A 14478-nucleotide genomic window follows, 5' to 3' on the forward strand; every position below is an offset into this window, starting at 1 on the left:
CCGGCCGCCCGAGGAACGGATTCGACCATACGGGCATGGACACGTCATGAGATCGACTACGGAGACCAGACGATGCCCGCCCGTCGATCCAACCTGACCTTTACTGGTCTCCGGGTGCTACTTCGGCCATGCGTTGGGCACCGCCGGAAAACCGTACGGGTCTGCGCCCACCTCGTACTCAGAGGCACTCAGACGCCCAACGAGTAGCCGCACGGATGTCCGAACGGCAGCCGGGCGGAAGGCTGAAGCCATGACAAAGCGACTGGGCAAGGCACGTTGGGCAGCCATGCGCATGCTGTTGGGCAGCGCGGGACGGCTGAGCGAGGGCATCAGAATCGGCTTCCGGTACGGCTTCGACAGCGGTTCCATGCTCGACTACGTGTACGTCAACAAGGCCCGGGGCTCCCTCGGCGTGGGACGGCTGATCGACCGTGTCTATCTCAACGCCATCGGCTGGCGGGCCATCCGGGCCCGCCGCGAGCTGCTCAAGGACGTTCTGCGCAAGGAAGTCGCCGAGCGTGGGGGCGAGGTCTTCATCCTCGATGTGGCATCGGGTCCAGGGCGCTATCTCCAGGACCTGGTCGAGGAGTACGCCCCCGGGAGCGTGCGGGTGGAGTGCCGAGACCTGGACCGTGCGGGGCTCGCCGAGGGTGAGGACCTGGCCCGGGTGCGGGGGCTGAAGGGCCTGTCCTATGTGTATGGGGATGCCCTGGACCCTCAGCCGGCTTCTCGCGCTCCCGAGGTCATCGTGGTGTCCGGCCTCTATGAGCTGCTGCTGGACGACGAGGTGATCGCCGCCTCGGTCAGCAGGCTCCGGTCCCTGCTGGCACCGGGCGGAGTGTTGGTCTTCACCACCCAGACCCGCCATCCGCAACTGGAGTTCATCGCCAATGTGCTGCCCAACCGCGACGGCGTCCTGTGGGAGATGAAGTGCCGGCCGGTGGAGCTCGCCGAGCGGTGGGCGGTGGACGCCGGCTTCACCACCGTCGCCAGCAGACGAGAGCAGGTCGGGCTCTTCACCGTGACGACGGCGACCACGGCCGTCAGAGAGCAGCGCTGACCAGCAGTACGAACGCCGTGACCGCCAGCAGGGTGCGCATCAGATGGAAACGGTTCCAGCGGGGCTCGAAGGCCATCCGCAGCTGGTCATCCCCTGGGCTCTGGGTAGCCCTCGCCGCCGCTTCCAGCGCGTTGTTCAGTGGGACGTTCCCCGCCACGGTGATCAGGTGGTTGAGGGCCGCGCAGACCAGGCCGGCGATGATGAACCTGCGCTGGTCACCGCTGAGATCGTCGACGGGGAACACCAGGGCCAGTGCCGGGAAGACGATGATGGAGACGAACGTCAGCAGAAAGAGGGGACGGGGCACCACCTCGTTGATTCGACGCATGGCCGCCAGGAACTGCTCATCGGTGAGTTGCGCGAAGGCCGGCATGATCCCGGTCTGGAACGTCAGCATGAAGCCCGAGTAGAGACCCGTGGAAATGATCGCGAGGGCAAGAAAGACATCAGCCATGGCGGACATCATGACCTGAGATGACGTGCGGCGCAGCAGTTGTGCGCGGCTGGGCCGACCTCCATACCATGGCAGCGGCCCCTGCGGAGTGACCGGTGATTACACGGTGACCGTGGGGTACGACCGCCGCCGTTGGGTACAGCCGGAGTGAAATGGTCCGGAAGCACGGCGACCCACCCGGTCGCGGGGGACCTGGTCACTGAGAGGTTGTCCCATGGGACGGGTCGGGTTGTATCTGTTACTCGCGCTGGCGATCGCGCTGACCGCACTCGCTTTGCTGGCGGTCCACCAATGGGCGCGTCCCCCGTTGGCCGTGCGGTTGTACGCGGACGCCGCGGTGGTGTTCTGCTGGCTGAGCGGTGCCGCGTACGGGGTGACCAGGCACCTGGCCAACCGGGACGAGCGAGGTCATCCGTGCGCGGCTGCGGATTCGGATACCCCGGAACAGCCCGCGGTGCGATGTACCACCGAAGGACATCCGCAGGCGAAGCCGCGTTGGAGCAGTGGGCCCCGGCCTTAGGGCATTTCCCCAGGTCACGCTCCCACAAGATCAGGCCAATGTTGGGCGGGGGTGCGGACGGCCGTAGAGAGGTCTGCGACTCTGTCACGGCCATGATGTCCAGGATGCCAAGGAGCGCTGTGGTGACCGTGGTACCCATCAGCTCGGCCGTCATGACCCATCCGGTACGAGAGCGCCAGGCGCAGGAGTTGGTCAGCCGGCTCCGGCTCGGTGGCCTCGCGTTGGACCCCGCTCCCCATGACCCGCCGTCCGCACTGCGTACGGCGCTGGTCGCCTGGTCGGCGGTGTCGCCGGGAGCCGGCCACCATTTGGTGGTGCAGGACGATGTCTCGGCGCCGCCGGATCTCCTGGCACTGGTGGGTCGGGCGGTGGAGCGCTTCCCGGATGAGGCACTGGTCTTCTACACCAACTGGCACGCCCGCAATGGATCTGCCTCTCGGCTGGCCGCGCTGGCGGGGGCGGCGTGGGTGCGGGCCGTGCCGGAGGAGTTCACCCCGTCGCTGGCCGTCTGCCTACCGGTCGCCCTGGCCGCCGAGTTCGGTGCGTTCGCCCGGGACAGTGCGGAGCGGCACGACGATGAGGTGCTGTCCGGGTTCTTTCGGACCAAGGGCCGGATGAGTCTGCTCGCCGTACCCAATGTGGTGGAGCACATCGGTACGAGCAGCATCAACGGACATGCCGCGCAGGGCATCCGGCTCGCGGTCTGTCCCATGGACGCCACCGATGCCGATGGGCTGCTGCGTCGGGGATGGGTGCTTGAGGAGCTCGACTGGCTCCCCTATATGCGGTACGGGGAGGGCTATCTCCGGCTTCCCGGTCAGGAGAAGGCTGCCGACGGAGGCCGTGGGCACATCCGGTGGCGCGATGCGCTCCCCGCCATAGCGCGCTCATCACAACTGACCGAGGAGCGGGTTCGCGACCTGGTCGCGGAGCATATGCCGTTGGGGCTTGCGACCGATGTGGCCCGGACCTTCGGCCCTGACTTCGCCGAAGAACTGTGGGTTCACTGTCTCTTCATGGGCCGGCAGGCGGCCGGAGCCGCCCACCGGCATGCGCCCCAGAACGCGGCGGGGCCTGCGGACGTGGTGGATGAGGATGCCCTTGCCCGACTGAAGGAAGCCGCCGTGTCCACCGTTGGGCCCGCGGGTCTCTCCCCTGAGCGCCGCCCCGAGGCCGGGCCCGAGAAGATCCGGCTGATGACGGAGTTCGCCTGGACCGCTATCCGTGCTGGGGAGCGTCTGTGGCAGGACGCACCCGATGGGTGATCCACACCGCTGGCTCCCAGTACGCGCCCAGATCGCCGCCGTGGTCGACCGAGAGGGTGGTCAGCCCGCCCGGGAAGACATAGTCACCGTCGTCCGGGAAGGACATCTGGGTCCAGCTCTCCCATTCGGCGACCGTTCCGGTGATCCGGGACGACCGCGCTGACGCGGCGGCGACCGCTCCCCCTGCCTTGACCTGGGTACGTATCCAGGGATCGAAGGGCGAGCCGTCATCGCGGGTCCAGGAGGCGTACCGCTCGATGGGGACCAGGGGGTAGCGGTCCTTCCAGGTGGGGCGGATGGGTACGAGGACGGTGTCGACGCCTGCGATACGTGCCGTTGCGGTCATGGTGTCGAGCAGTATTTTGGACAGGCCCTTGCCCTGGTGGGTCTGGGCCACCTCGATGCCCAGGGCGCAGAGTCCGCCCGGGGCACGCCCGGCGTCATGGTCGGCGAAGGCCCGGCCGATGGAGTCGTCGAGTCCGGGGCCCAGGTCTTCCGGGGTGCCGTCCCAACTGCGGGGAAGTGAACGGCCCGCCCCCAGGATGTCGTCGCTCTCGTCGTCGTAGAGCAGGAACTGGTAGTCGGGGAAGTCTTCGAACAGGCGGTTCCAGTAGTCGCCGTTGATGTCTCCATGCAGGTTGTACTCGGGGATGACGCCGGCGAACTGCTCCGGGATGCGATCCCACAGGGATGGGCGCTGCGAGTAGCGCACCACAACGATGGCCATCTGACCTGCTCTCTTCTCTCCGACGAGTCGCGCTCGCTCTTCGACGGGCCTTCGGGTCGGACATGGTCGGACGTGGGGCGGCCCTGGCTGATCTCCGACCAGGGGCGATGGGCCCGCTGTTCGCTGGGGCCCTGCCGGGCGACGGGGTCAGCCGGGCACGGAGACCTCCCAGACGACGATGAGCGGGATGCCCTCCCAGGCCGCGCGGGCGGCGTCGGCGATGAACTCCTCATATCCCCCGGGTGCCAGCCGGCCGTTGAAGAGCGGCTCATGACAGGCCCGTACGCTCAGCCCGGCCCGAGCGAAGGCCCCCAGATAGCTGCTGGTCAGATGCACGTAGTTGCGTACGAAGGCCAGTTGCTCGGAGCCGTGGACAAAGAGGCACTGCCCTTGCAGGGAGATCACGAAGGGGTGCATATCGGAGATCACTATGCGGCCCCCGGGCTTGACCACCCGGGCCAACTCGGCTACGGCGGTGTCGAGTTCCGGCAGATGGGTCATCGCCAGCGAGCAGACGGCCAGGTCGACGGAGTCGTCGTCGACGGGCAGGTGCTCCAGTCGGCCGAGCCGGTACTGGGCGTCCGGGGCATGGGCTCGGGCCTTCTCCAGCATCTGCGGCGACTGGTCGACACCGATCGTGCTGAATCCGCGGGAGGTCAGCGCCAGGGTCTGCCGACCGGTGCCGCAGGCGGCGTCCAGCGCGGTCCCGGCCGGTACCCGGTCGAGGACCTCATGGACGAGGGGCTCCTCCACCTCGATGTAGGAACTGGGCAGTGTGTCGTAGATGGCGGACCAGGAGGCATAGCCATCGGCGGCGTCGAGTTCGTCGACCGCCGCACCCCTGCCGGGCAGTTGCTCGTCGCTGAGGACGAACCTGCGGATGTCCTCGACCCGCTGCTTGAGGAACTCCTCGTCCCCGTCGATGGCATGGCGCAGCAGCGCCATGCCCTGGATTCCCAGCACGAGTTCGCGTACACGGAATTCGCTGCTCATTTCAGATTCCCCTCGCTGTCCTACGGGCGGAGCTACGGGCGGGCGCTGTACCGAGGCGGGTTGTCCAGGATGGTGGTATGGGTTTGAGTCGTTGCGGAGTTGTCGGTTCTTGTGTTGATTTCCAGCACTACCCCGACCCACTGAAAATGAGTCGATCACCGGCCCTTGTGTCCCAAACTGACCCCACGGGTGGCCGGTTCACTACGCACCATTGTCGTCATCGGGTAGGGCTCCCTAGCATGATCGATCGGCGGCGCGAACACGGTGGCCGCCCTTTCTGCGAGCGATCCTGGGAGCGGCGTGATAGAGGGCTATGTGGGCCGGGAAAGCGTGACGGCGGGCGGGATTCTTGCGCTCCATGTCTCCACGGATGCGCCGATCTACCGGGTGCGTTTCTATCGGCTCGGCAATGAGCTGGAATTGGTACGGGAATCAGTGTGGCAGCCGGGCACTCTCCACTCGCCGCCGCCACATCCGGATGGCCATCCGGCAGGTGCTTCACCCGCGGTGGACTGGAACTGGCCCTCGGTGGAGTTCTCGATACCGGACAGTTGGCGTACCGGAATATATCTGGCGCACTTCATCGAGGGCGGTCCGGGCTGCGAAGACTCCCCGCCGGTTCTGGACGGCTCGACCATCGAAGGCTTTGAGAGAGAGTTCTTCATCGTCAGGCCCCGGCAACCCGGCAAACTCTCCCGCATTCTCTACAAGAAGTCGACGTTTACCCGCCATGCGTACAACAGGTCGGATCGCCGAGATGAGGAACGTGCCGCCAGCCTGTATGACAACCCGGTCTACCTGCGTGGGGAGGACGGTGGTGGACCCGGCCACCAGGTGAGCCTGCATCGCCCCGGCGGGGTGATCGACCTTGCCTACTGGGACGCTCCCTTCATTTCCTGGCTGGAGCGCAGCGGCTATGCGGTGGAATACTGCACGGATCTCGACCTGCATGAGAATCCCGCCCTCCTCACGGGATACGACCTCGTTCTCAGCGTTGGCCATGATGAATACTGGAGCCAGGCCATGCGCACCCAGGTGGAGGACTTCGTGCGGGCGGGTGGGAATGTCGCCTTCTTCAGTGCGAATACCTGCTGGTGGCGCATCCATTCAATTGACGGAAACAGCGCCTTCCGCTCGGATACGGACCACCGGGTAGGAGATGAGTATCCGCATCTACCGGCCACCGATCAGTGGTGGCCACCCGAACCCCATGGTGTCGGCGCGCCGGAGAACACACTGACGGGGGTCAGCTTCCGTAATGGCGGCATGTGGGCCAGCTCGGACGGGAGCTGGCCGGGCGACAGGCCGCGCGCTGGATACTCCGTACAACACGCGGAGCACTGGGTTTTCGAAGGAACCGGACTACGGGACGGATCGAATGGCGGAATTCAGGACGCCCTGGGCGCCGGTACTCCGTTGATTGGTTATGAGTGCGACGGTGCCGCGTTCTTCTATGACGCCCAGGGTGTCGCCAGGGCGAGCGGCGCGGACGGCACCCCGGATTCCTTTCTCATTCTGGGAATTCACCTGCTCCAACCGGTCCACCATGACTTCCATCGGTTCAAACACGGACACTGGAATTGCACGGTGCGTGAACCGTCGATCACCAGTCCTCGGGCCGCGACCATGGGCGTGTTCACGGCGGGCGGCACGGTGTTCACCGCGGGCACCACTGACTGGCCGGTGGTCTGTGGACGGGAGGCGGACGCGGGGGTAGTACGCGTCACCCGGAATGTGCTGGACCGGTTGAGTGTCCGGATCACAACAGGGGGATGAGTTCCCGCAGTCCGGCGATTCGCACCGCCCCTGGCACCAGGGGCGGCGCCGCTGTCCGCACCGCGCGGTCCGGTCGCCACAGATGCACCGCCCGCATCCCCGCCGCCAACGGCCCCACCACATCCGGCCGCCAGATATCACCCACGAAGAGCGTTTCCCCGGGGTCCAGCCCACAGCGGTCCAGCACCGTCCGGTAGATCAGGGGGTGCGGCTTGCGGGCACCCGCCTGGGCGGAGCTGACCGAGACATCGATCAGCTCCGCCAGCCCGACATCCGCGATGGACCGGTCGAGGTGCCAGTACCAGTTGGAGCAGACCGCGATCAGCGCTCCCTCGGCGCGTAGCGCGGCCAGCGTGTCCAACACATCCTCGAACAGGGCGAGATGGATGTCCTTCATCGCCCCGTCGAGCTCGGTGACCAGGTCCTCCACCTGGTCACCGGGCACCTGGCAGTCATGGGCCCGCCGTCTGAGCCGGTCCCGTTCCCATGCGAGGTAGGTCCGCTCGCTGATGGAGTGGGCCGAGTGCTCCTCCCCCTCCGCCGGGCCTACGGACCACTGGTCACCCCAGCGCTCCCCCGCCTCCACCAGGCCTCGACGGTTGAAGATCGCCTGGTGGCTGGGCGGCAGTGGCGGAACCATCCGCACCAGGGTTCCGTAGAAATCAAAGACAACACCCCTGATCGCTGTCATGTCCCTACGCTCCCCATGGGATCTCGTCCGCTGCTGTTGATGGGATCGCCCCAGGTCAGGCTGGTGTACGGCCACACGGGCGTTACGGGAAGGGGCCGTGCGGCCCTCCCGGTCACCGTGGCCCGGCCCACTGGAGCGGCTGTCCCACCACCGAGGAGGCGCCAGGGAACGGGCCGTCCGCCTATCCCTCGTTGTGGTGCGGAGCACGGATCCGACGAAGCCGGCCCTACTTCGAGACCTTCAAGATCTTCAAGGACTGCGCGGACCGCGGGGCCGGCGGGACGCTCGAAGGCATCCCCTGGCGAACGGCGGCCTTAGAACCGTCCGTACCGACGGGGGAAGTAGTCCTCCAACTCCCCCTCGCGTTCGATGTCCACGGTGGAGCAGTGCAGCCCACCCCCGAACGGGCCCACCGCACGGAACGGCACGGGCACGATCTCAAAGCCGTAGGACGAGAGCTGCTCGGAGAGCCGCTCCTCCTTCTCCTCGACGCAGAGTGTGTTCTGGTCCAGGTTGAGCATGTTGGCCGCGAGCCAGGGACTGCAGAAGGACAGCTTCGGCGGATGGTCCCAACTGGCCGGCTGTACCGCTTCGACGACCTCCCAGTCATTGAGCTTGAAGAACGCCATCAGTTCGGCGTCCGCCAGCCGCTCGCCGCAGTGCAGCACCAGTCCGGGCCGCAGTGGGACCCAGGTGGAGTCGATGTGCAGCGGATGGGTGTTGGTGGAGGTCACCGCGTGCACCCGATGGTCGGGGAAGTGACGCTTGAGCCACTGGTATCCGCTGCGGTTGGTGACGAAGGAGAGCTGAACGAAGAGGTCCTTGCCGAAGCGGGCGACATCGGCCGCGTCGAACAGCGGCTCGGCTTCGGTGAGCACCAGGTCGTAGTCACGTACCCGGGCCAACTGCTCATCGGTGGTCAGCCCGTTGAACACGTCCCAGAAGCCGGGCTTGAAGGAGTCGTCGGTGAGCCGTGGCTTGGGAGCCGCCTCCCAGCGCATCCTGCTGTCGCCTTCGAACAGGTTCTGGAGCACCGGCCGGTAGCAGAGGTACTCAAACCAACGGCTGCGGTAGGACATGGTCGCTTCGAGGACCTCATTGCCCACGGTCAGCAGCAGGTCCCTCGGTGGCATACAGCCGAACATCGACTCCTGGCTCCACTCGGGGGTGGAGACCTGCTGGGTGAAGTCGATGGGGGTGGGCCGGTCGACGCGGATACCCCGGTCGGACAGGAGCCGGGCGAAGTTGTCGAGTTGTTCATCCGCCTCGGCGACCATCTCGGCCGGCATGGGGCCGTAGGTGCCCAGTGGGAAGCCGTCGTCGGGGTAGTCCCTGCGCACCGCGTGCTCGGGGGCCTGGACCACGGTGCCTTCGGCCCGTCCGACAATGACGTGCCGCAGTGGGTCCCAGCCGTTCCACGAGTTGACCCGTAAGGGACGGGTGGCGGATCTGTCGGTGAGGTCTGCGCTGGAATCCGTTGCGGAGTCGTTCTGCTCGGTCACGTACTCACCCTTCGGTAGGGGTCACGGGAGACGCAGAGGCAAACCTGGGCCACGAATGGATCACCGTCAAGAACCACTTGTTTGCGCAGCGCAGTCTTTGAGCCAAAGGTATAGGCCAGCGGAAGCGCGAGTTCCGGCCGTTGCCCGAGATCAGCGCGGGACGGGGGCGTTTGCGCACGTCGGAGGACCAGACCGATAACCGATCTCTTCGAGCCGAAAGGCATCGGTGAGCAGGGATGGTCGTTTCTGCCGGGTAGTTAGTGACGGTCGCTCGCCACCCCCCACGGAGGAACACATGGCACCGAAGAGGCTTCGCTGGTCCGCTTACCTGGGAACTCTCCTGTTAGTCGGCACAGCCGCATGCGGATCGTCAGATGACTCGGACTCCTCGTCAGGCAAAGACAAGCTCACGGTGTGGCTCGCCGTGGACGCCCGGGAGAGCTGGCCCGGCATGGTGAAGTCGGCCAACGAGCGCTTCAGAGAGAAACACCCCGGGGTCGAGGTGGAGGTCCAGTACCAGCAGTGGCCCAGCAAGAACCAGAAGCTGGACGCCGTCCTCGCCGGCCGGGACACCCCCGATGTCGTGGAGATGGGCAACAGCGAGACCGCCAACTACATACTCAACGGCGCGTTCATCCCCCTCAAGGCCGAGAGCTTCGACCAGTCGGACACCTGGCTCGAAGCACTGTCGGAGGCGTGTCAATCCGATGGGAAGACCTACTGCGTTCCGTACTACGCGGGCGCCCGGATCGGCGTCTACCGCACCGACTACTTCAGCCAGGCCGGAGTCACCGCCCCACCGGCGACCTACCCCGAACTGATCACCGCCCTGGACAGGTTGAAGGCGAAGTTCGGCGCCAAGGACCCCAACTTCTCCGCCCTCTATCTGCCCGGCCGCTACTGGTCGGCGGCCATGGCCTTCCTCAAGGACGCGGGAGGTGAGCTGGCCGTGGAGTCCAACGGCCGCTGGAGCAGCGCCCTCTCGTCCCCCAAGTCGATCGCGGGGCTGACCCAGTGGAAGAAGCTCCTTGACACCTACTACGTGGGCGACCGCGCCAAGGACAACGGTGACCAGCCCGCGGTGATCGGCCAGGGCAAGGTCGGCGTCTTCTACGGCAACACCTGGGAGGCCCAGGCCTCCGCCGACAGCCGCTCGGGGGGAAACCCGGCGCTCAAGGGCAAGCTCGCCACCTTCACCTTCCCCGGACCCTCCGGGGAACCGCTACCGCCCTTCCTCGGCGGCTCCACCCTGGCCATCCCCGCCAAGTCCCGCAATCAGGACCTGGCAACGGAGTGGATCCGCATCTTCACCGACCGCGAGTCCCAACGCCAACTCATCGCGGCCAACACACTGCCCAACAACACCGTCCAGCTGAAGGACGTCCCCGCCGACGGTGTGAACGGCCCGGCGGCCAAGGCGGCCGAACGCGGCTGGATCACCCCCCAGGCACCGGGGTGGACCTCGGTGGAGAAGTCCAACATCCTCCCCGAGATGCTGGAACGGATCGCCACCGGCAAGGACTCGGTGGAGAAGGCCACCAAGGAGGCGGACCGCAGGATCGACGCGGTGATCAATGAGCGCTGATGCGACCCAGCCGTCCCCCGTTCCGTATCAGCCCGCCGATGAGGATGCGTCGCGGCACGGTGGACGGCCCGCTCAAGCAACCCCCGATGAACGACCGGGCGCGGGCAGACAGCAGGGTTCAGGGAATCACCGCTTCGACCAGACGGGTACGGAGGGCGAGCCAGCGCAGCACGGCGTGCGGCCCGCTGGCTCAGCGGGCCCGCCGCCCAGGACCCGCTGGGCACGCGTCACCCGCCGAAGAACCGGCTCGGAGTTGCTGCCCTACCTCCTGATCACACCCGCCCTGCTCTCGCTGGTCGTCGTCCTCGGCTATCCGCTGGCGGACATGCTCCTGCTGTCGTTCCAGGACATGACGCGCAGGGAACTGTTCAGCGGCGCTGCCCCACCCTGGGCCGGGCTGGACCAGTTCCGCACCATCCTCAGCGATGGCTTCTTCTGGGAGGTCGTCGCCAGAACGGCCGCGTTCACCGTTGTCTGCACCACCCTCACCATGGTTCTCTCGCTCTCCATCGCCCTTCTGATGCGACGCGTGTCGACCTGGGTGCGGCTGACCATCGCCTCGGTGCTGATCGCCGTCTGGGCCATGCCCGTCATGGTGGCCGCCTCGATCTTCCGCTGGCTCTTCGACGCGGACTACGGGGTCATCAACTGGGTGCTCAGCCAACTGCCGATGGTCGACTTCAGCAAACACAACTGGTTCACCGACCCCTGGCAGGGATTCGCCGTCATCGCGGGGGTGGTGATCTGGGGTGCGCTGCCCTTCGCGACCATCACCCTCCACGCGGCGCTGATGCAGATACCGCAGGAGTTGGAGGAAGCGGCGGTCATCGACGGTGTGCGGGGCTCCCAGATGCTGCGGCACATCACCTTTCCCGTGATCAAACCGAGCTTTGTGATGGTCACCACCCTGATGTCCATCTGGAACTTCGGTGTGTTCAACCAGATCTGGCTGATGCGCGGTGGCCAGCCCGAACGCGAGTACTACCTCTTGGGCGTCTACTCCTTCATCGAGTCCTTCGCCATCAACCGATACAGCGCAGGCGCCGCCATCGCCGTCGTGACCGTCCTGCTGCTCCTTGCCGGGTCCGTCGTCTATCTGCGCCAGATGCTTCGCATGGGAGAGGTCGAGTGAGCCGCAAACCCCGGAGAGTCGGGATACGCCGCGTCAGGCGCCGGGACAACGTCGCCGGTCTGCTGGTGGCGGCGGTGATCGGTTTCCCCGTCTACTGGATGGTTCTCACCGCGTTCCGACCCGCCTCCCAAGTGCTCAGCAATCCACCGGTGTTCTGGCCCAACGGCTTCACCCTGGACAACTTCTCCCGAGCCATGGGAACCGAGACGTTCTGGGCCAATGTGCGCTCCAGCGTCGTCATCGGGCTGGGCACCGTCGTGGTCTCCCTGGTGATCGGCACCCTTGCGGCATTCGCCGTCGCACGGTTTCGGTTCGCCGGGCGGAAGGCGTTCGTCGTGGTGATTCTGGGGGTCCAGATGATTCCCCTGACGGCCCTGGTCATCCCCGTATACCTACTGATCAACGACGTGGGAATGACGGACACCCTGACCGGGGTGATCCTCACCTATCTCGTCTTCATGCTGCCCTTCACGGTCTGGCTGCTCCGCGGTTTCATCGCCGGAATCCCGCCCGAGTTGGAGGAGGCGGCGATGGTCGACGGGTGTACTCGGCTCGGCGCGTTTCGGCGGGTCGTACTGCCGCTGCTCGCGCCGGGCCTGGTGGCCACCTCGATCTTCGCCATGATCCAGGCGTGGAACGAGTACGTACTGGTCTATGTGCTGCTCTCCAGCCCGGAGAAGCAGACTCTGAGCATCTGGCTGGTCTCGTTCCAGACCGGATTCGGCACCGACTACGGCGGACTGATGGCCGGGGCCACGCTCACCGCCCTGCCCGTGGTGGTGTTCTTCCTGATCGTGCAGCGCAGGATCGCCGCCGGGCTGGCCGTCGGCGCCGTCAAGGGGTGAGCGCGGAAGGTGCGATGAGGACACAGGGGCTCGGGGTCCCGCCCCGCTAACGGTGGATCCCGCTGCTGGGGCGTGGTGCCGGTCATGGTCGTTCTGCTGACCGGCACCTCGCCGGTGGCCGCAGGAACCGTAGGAAGCAGCCCCTCCGGCGCGGTTTCCGGACAACCGACGCTCAACCGGTGCACAACCGTCCAGGCCCATGTCACAGCCCCGGCCCAGGTGATTGAGTGGGGGGGACAGCCGCGGTGTGAGAGCCGCGTTGTGTTTCTGTCGGGCGGCGAGAGCGGCAGCAAAGGCGCTGCCGTGCGATCGCTCACCGAGCGTGCCAACGATTGCGTGGCCCCGCGGTCCGCGCCCGTGTCGACCGCCACCGCAACCATCGAATCCGCCGAATTCCGCTACCTGTCCAGGTGTCCGGTTGCCCGAAACCGCTGCCCGTATGCCCAGCGGTTTCAGCCTGGGTCCATCGGCTTCCCGCCGTATGCCGTCTGTCGCCGCGGCTGCCGGCAACCGTCGGCAGCGCGCTCGATCGACAGTCCAACCGTTCCGTGATCACAAGGAGACTTCTCGTGCCGTCAGACCGTCTGGACCTGGTGTCCAAGCTGTACCAGCCATCGGGGTGGCCAAGAGTTCTGGAAGCCGCCACCGGCAACCCCTCCAGCGCACCCCTTGTGGTCGACCTCGACCCCACTACCTTCTGCGATCTGGCCTGCCCGGAGTGCATCAGCGGAAAATTACTCAACCAGGGCCGGTTCACCCCGGAACGACTGGCGGCGCTCGCCGAGGAACTGGTCGCCCTCTCCGTGCAGGCCGTGGTTCTCATCGGCGGCGGTGAACCGCTCGCCCATCGGGGCACCCGCAATGTCCTTCGGGTACTCGGCGAGGCGGGACTCGCCATCGGTGTCGTCACCAACGGCACGATGATCGCGCAGAATCTCGATGAACTGGCCGAGTACGCCAGTTGGGTACGGGTCTCCATGGACGCGGGCACCCCCGAGACCTACGGTGTCTTCCGCCCTGACCGCAAGGGCCGTAGCGTCTTCGACAAGGTTGTCGGCAACATGCGGCTGCTCGCCGACGCCAAGAGCGGAGCACTCGGCTACTCGTTCCTGGTGATGTCGCGGCGGCTGCCGGACGGCAGCACGGTGAGCAATCACAGCGAGGTGCTCCAGGCCGCCGAACTCGCCCATGACATCGGGTGCGACTACTTCGAGACCAAGGCCATGTTCGACGACGACCACCACATCATCCAGGTGCCCGAAGACATCCTGGACTCCGTCGACCGCCAGTTGGAGAAGGCGGCCCGTCTGGAGGGCGACTCCTTCCAGCTGATCAACTCCTCCACGCTCACGGCGCTGCGGACCCATGTCGGACCCGTACAGCCCAAGGAGTACCACCGTTGCCGAGTGGCTGAGCTGCGCACCCTCATCACCCCTTCGGGCGTCTATGTGTGCTCCTACCACCGGGGCAATCCGCTGGCCCGGATAGGTGACGCGGTGACCGACGATCTCGCCGACATCTGGCGGGACTCCGACCGGGGAATGGTGGACCCGCAACGGGACTGCCACTTCCACTGCGCCCGCCATCTCTCCAATCTGGAGCTGGAGAAGATCGATCGGGGGGAGCGCCGGGAGCTGGGTAGGGACTACGACCCCTTTATCTAGCCCCTTGTCCAGCCGGCCTCTCGGCCGACTGGGCTCGCGATGGCACCCCATCCGCGATCCGGGCAGGACAGCAGGGCCTTCATCCGACTGAGCGAAGACAGCCGGGCGGGGGCGAGCACTCCCTGCCCGGCTGGTCGAGCTTCGGCTTCGGCCGCGGAGTTGGGCACAGGGGCGGGTGCGCCCGGCCCCTGTCGGCCAGGGGCCGGGCGCCATCTGCCTTGGCGCAACGGGCTCCATGCCGCACTGGACCACAACAGAGCCGGG

General features: G+C 66.5%; 13 protein-coding genes. 8 read left to right on the top strand and 5 right to left on the bottom strand.

Annotated features, from left to right (window positions below; genetic code table 11):
* The first annotated feature begins 250 nt into the window (after positions 1-250).
* Entirely contained in the window at positions 251-1060 is an 810-nt protein-coding gene (locus NBG84_RS27990) for a class I SAM-dependent methyltransferase family protein (protein ID WP_250922397.1), read from the top strand.
* Here the strand turns inward: NBG84_RS27990 and NBG84_RS27995 are convergent.
* On the bottom strand, positions 1044-1514 hold the full coding sequence (locus NBG84_RS27995; protein WP_250922398.1) for an anthrone oxygenase family protein: 471 nt from the start codon (positions 1512-1514) through the stop codon (positions 1044-1046). The genes NBG84_RS27990 and NBG84_RS27995 overlap by 17 nt on opposite strands.
* A gap of 214 nt (positions 1515-1728) precedes the next feature.
* On the opposite strand from NBG84_RS27995, the gene NBG84_RS28000 reads away from it, so the two are divergent.
* Positions 1729-2034, top strand: coding sequence for a hypothetical protein (locus tag NBG84_RS28000; protein ID WP_250922399.1), 306 nt, complete (start codon positions 1729-1731; stop codon positions 2032-2034).
* A 122-nt stretch (positions 2035-2156) separates the two neighbouring features.
* Positions 2157-3299 carry a hypothetical protein gene (locus tag NBG84_RS28005; RefSeq protein ID WP_250922400.1) on the top strand — a complete coding sequence of 381 codons (1143 nt, stop codon included), beginning with the start codon at positions 2157-2159 and terminating at the stop codon, positions 3297-3299.
* On the opposite strand, the gene NBG84_RS28010 is transcribed toward NBG84_RS28005, so the two are convergent.
* Together NBG84_RS28010 and NBG84_RS28015 are read right to left on the bottom strand one after the other, a co-directional pair.
* On the bottom strand, positions 3253-4026 hold the full coding sequence (locus NBG84_RS28010; RefSeq protein WP_250922401.1) for an N-acetyltransferase: 774 nt from the start codon (positions 4024-4026) through the stop codon (positions 3253-3255). The genes NBG84_RS28005 and NBG84_RS28010 overlap by 47 nt on opposite strands.
* Positions 4027-4173: 147 nt before the next feature.
* Positions 4174-5019: a class I SAM-dependent methyltransferase gene (locus NBG84_RS28015; protein ID WP_250922402.1), complete on the bottom strand. Its 846-nt coding sequence runs from the start codon at positions 5017-5019 to the stop codon at positions 4174-4176.
* A 300-nt stretch (positions 5020-5319) separates the two neighbouring features.
* Between NBG84_RS28015 and NBG84_RS28020 the strand changes: the two genes are divergently transcribed.
* Positions 5320-6795 (top strand): N,N-dimethylformamidase beta subunit family domain-containing protein, encoded by a 1476-nt coding sequence (locus NBG84_RS28020; protein WP_250922403.1) that lies wholly within the window; start codon positions 5320-5322, stop codon positions 6793-6795.
* Here NBG84_RS28020 and NBG84_RS28025 read toward each other — a convergent pair.
* Positions 6779-7486: an HAD family hydrolase gene (locus NBG84_RS28025; RefSeq protein ID WP_250922404.1), complete on the bottom strand. Its 708-nt coding sequence runs from the start codon at positions 7484-7486 to the stop codon at positions 6779-6781. The genes NBG84_RS28020 and NBG84_RS28025 overlap by 17 nt on opposite strands.
* 314 nt (positions 7487-7800) lie before the next feature.
* Positions 7801-8988: a serine/threonine protein kinase gene (locus tag NBG84_RS28030; RefSeq protein ID WP_250922405.1), complete on the bottom strand. Its 1188-nt coding sequence runs from the start codon at positions 8986-8988 to the stop codon at positions 7801-7803.
* Between the two features lie 295 nt (positions 8989-9283).
* On the opposite strand from NBG84_RS28030, the gene NBG84_RS28035 reads away from it, so the two are divergent.
* From NBG84_RS28035 to NBG84_RS28050, 4 genes are all read left to right on the top strand, one after another.
* Positions 9284-10573 (top strand): extracellular solute-binding protein, encoded by a 1290-nt coding sequence (locus tag NBG84_RS28035; protein WP_250922406.1) that lies wholly within the window; start codon positions 9284-9286, stop codon positions 10571-10573.
* Complete coding sequence (locus tag NBG84_RS28040) at positions 10563-11705, top strand: carbohydrate ABC transporter permease (RefSeq protein ID WP_250922407.1); 1143 nt, start codon at positions 10563-10565, stop codon at positions 11703-11705. Before NBG84_RS28035 ends, NBG84_RS28040 begins: the two co-directional genes overlap by 11 nt.
* Positions 11702-12550, top strand: a complete 849-nt coding sequence (locus tag NBG84_RS28045; RefSeq protein ID WP_250922408.1) for a carbohydrate ABC transporter permease — start codon at positions 11702-11704, stop codon at positions 12548-12550. Before NBG84_RS28040 ends, NBG84_RS28045 begins: the two co-directional genes overlap by 4 nt.
* Before the next feature lie 569 nt (positions 12551-13119).
* Positions 13120-14214, top strand: coding sequence for a radical SAM protein (locus tag NBG84_RS28050; RefSeq protein WP_250922409.1), 1095 nt, complete (start codon positions 13120-13122; stop codon positions 14212-14214).
* Positions 14215-14478 lie beyond the last annotated feature (264 nt).

The sequence above is a fragment of the Streptomyces albipurpureus genome, from assembly GCF_023701525.1.
In the GTDB taxonomy this organism is placed as follows: Bacteria; Actinomycetota; Actinomycetes; order Streptomycetales; family Streptomycetaceae; genus Streptomyces; species Streptomyces albipurpureus.